The organism is Variovorax sp. 20P10.2.4 (assembly GCF_058244205.1).
Genome location: NZ_JBZAYE010000854.1, coordinates 1 through 2,564, shown reverse-complemented (window position 1 = coordinate 2,564; position 2,564 = coordinate 1). Strand labels below are relative to the sequence as shown.

3 protein-coding genes are annotated in these 2,564 nt (G+C 69.7%); all 3 read right to left on the bottom strand.

Annotated features, from left to right (window positions below; genetic code table 11):
• On the bottom strand, window positions 1-168 hold a 168-nt coding region (locus AC27VN_RS38540), incomplete at its 3' end, for a LysR family transcriptional regulator (protein WP_490880076.1).
• 10 nt (window positions 169-178) lie between these two features.
• On the bottom strand, window positions 179-1,108 hold the full coding sequence (locus tag AC27VN_RS38535; RefSeq protein WP_490880075.1) for an SMP-30/gluconolactonase/LRE family protein: 930 nt from the start codon (window positions 1,106-1,108) through the stop codon (window positions 179-181).
• Between the two features lie 263 nt (window positions 1,109-1,371).
• Window positions 1,372-2,564 (bottom strand): ammonium transporter (locus tag AC27VN_RS38530; protein WP_490880074.1); only part of this gene is annotated, 1,193 nt, incomplete at its 5' end.

Below are 2,564 nucleotides of genomic sequence, written 5' to 3'. Positions count from 1 at the left end.
GCGGCCGAACAGCTTGAAGCCCACGTGCGACTCGAGCTGGCGGATGCGGTGGCTGACCGCGCTGGCGGTCACGCAGAGCTCGTCGGCCGCGCGGCCCGCATGGCGCAGCCGCGCCAGCGCCTCGAAGGTCACGAGGCACTGGATCGGCGGGATGTGCTGCAGGGCCATGCGGCGCGGGCTAGTCCTCGAAGAAATGGACCGGCAGGCCGGGCGTCTCGACGCGCATCGAGAGCACCATGCCCGAGGCGGGCTTCTGCGCCAGTTCGGCCTCGGGCCGGCCCTTGCGCGCGGTGGTGACGAACAGCGTGCGCAGGTCGTCGCCGCCGAAGCAGGGCATGGTCGGGCACTGCACCGGCAGCGCGAAGGCGGCCACGACCTCGCCCGAGGGCGCGAGGCGCAGCAGCTGCGCGCCCTCGAACATCGCGACCCAGTAGTGCCCCTCGGCATCGACCGTGGCGCCGTCGGGCCGCCCGCCATAGGCCAGCGCCGAGCCGGGCGCCCAGCCTTCGGGCTTGGCGTCGAACCGCTTGAAGACGCGGCCGTGCGAGAGCGTGTTGTGCGCGGCGTCCCAGTCCCAGGCGCGCACCGCGTGGGCCGGCGTGTCGGCCCAGTAGAGCGTGCGCGCGTCGGGCGAGAACGCGAGGCCGTTGGCCGTGGTCACGCCCTCGGCCATCTGCGAGAGCATCGGCGACTGGCCGTCGTCGCGGCGCGCGTCGAGGCAGTAGAGCGCGGCATTGGCCCGGTCCTTCGCCTCGTTGATGCTGCCAGCCCAGAAGCGGCCCAGCGCGTCGCACTTGCCGTCATTGAAGCGCATGGTGGCCGCGTCATGCTCCACGCGCGCGATCGCGGCCAGCGCGCCGCCCCATTCACGCGCGCGGTAGATGCCGTCGCGCAGCGCGATCACCAGGCCGCCGCTGCGCGCGGGCGCCATGCAGCCGGGTTCGGTCGGCAGGTCCCAGCGCTCGACCGCGCCGCCGGCGCCGATCTCGCCACGCGTGCGCAGCACCGCGCGGCCGGGAATGTCGAGCCAGTACAGGGAACGTTCCTGCGGGTGCCAGAACGGCGATTCGCCGAGGGCGCTGAGGCTGTTGTCCAGGGGGGTCCACATGACGGGGATTGTGCCCCCGCGCCACGGTCCGCCGCTGTCGGACCGCACCGGGCCGCGCCGGGCCAAGGACAAAAAAAAGCCCGCTCGCACCGGAGTGCTTGCGGGCTGAACATCCAAAGGAGACTCTCGCTGAAAAAATGGGCTTCAGGAAACCTTGGAAGGACCTTGGAAAAACAGGGTGGTGGTCTGGTGGTGGACCGCGGGTCCCTTCCTCTGGAGCGAGGAACCCGCGGTGTCCTTGTCGCGTGTCGGAGCTTGTCCGATCAGCGGTTGTAGGCGGTTTCGCCGTGCGACGAGATGTCGAGGCCTTCGCGCTCTTCCTCTTCGGTCACACGCAGGCCGAGCACCAGGTCGGCGATCTTGAAGGCGATGAACGCCACGACGCCGGACCAGACGATGGTGAACAGCACGCTCTTGATCTGGATCCAGACCTGAGCGCCCATCGAGAAGGTGTCGGGGGTCAGGCCGCCGGTGCCGCCGAGGCCCTGGGCCGCGAACACGCCGGTCAGGATGGCACCCAGGATACCGCCCACGCCGTGGACGCCGAACACGTCGAACGCGTCGTCGGCACCGAGCATGCGCTTGAGACCGCCCACGCCCCAGAGGCAGACCAGGCCGGCCAGCAGGCCCAGCACGATCGAACCCATCGGACCGACGAAGCCGGCGGCGGGGGTCACTGCGACGAGGCCGGCGACGGCGCCCGAAGCGGCACCCAGCATCGAAGCCTTGCCCTTGTGCAGGCTCTCGCCCAGGATCCAGGACAGCGCGGCGGCGGCGGTGGCGAGCACCGTGTTCACGAAGGCCAGACCCGCAGCGGCGTTGGCGGCACCCGCCGAGCCGGCGTTGAAGCCGAACCAGCCGACCCACAGCAGCGAGGCGCCGACCATGGTGAGCGTGAGCGAGTGCGGCGTGAAGGCTTCCTTGCCGTAGCCCACGCGCTTGCCGACCATGTAGGCACCGACCAGGCCGGCCACACCAGCGTTGATGTGCACCACGGTGCCGCCCGCGAAGTCGAGCGCGCCGTCCTTGCCGAGCAGGCCGCCGCCCCAGACGATGTGGGCCATCGGCACGTAGGCGAAGGTGAACCACAGCACCGAGAACAGCAGCACGGCCGAGAACTTGGCGCGTTCGGCGAAGGCGCCGACGATCAGCGCCACGGTGATGGCGGCGAAGGTGCCCTGGAACGCGACGAACACGTACTCGGGGATCGTCGTGAGCGCACCGAAGGTCTCCTGCGACACGCCCTTGAGGAAGATCTTGTCGAAGGTACCGACGAAGCTTCCTTCACCCGTGAAGGCGAGGCTGTAGCCGTAGATGGCCCACAGGATGCTGATCAGCGAGAAGATCACGAAGACCTGCATCAGCACCGACAGCATGTTCTTCGAGCGGCCCAGGCCGCCGTAGAACAGCGCGAGGCCGGGGATGGTCATCAGGATCACGAGCAGCGTGGAGGTCA

What these genes read in the sequence shown, in the direction of transcription:
- AC27VN_RS38535 (WP_490880075.1), bottom strand. Translation starts at nt 1,108, where the DNA reads ATGTGGACCCCCCTGGACAACAGCCTCAGCGCCCTCGGCGAATCGCCG.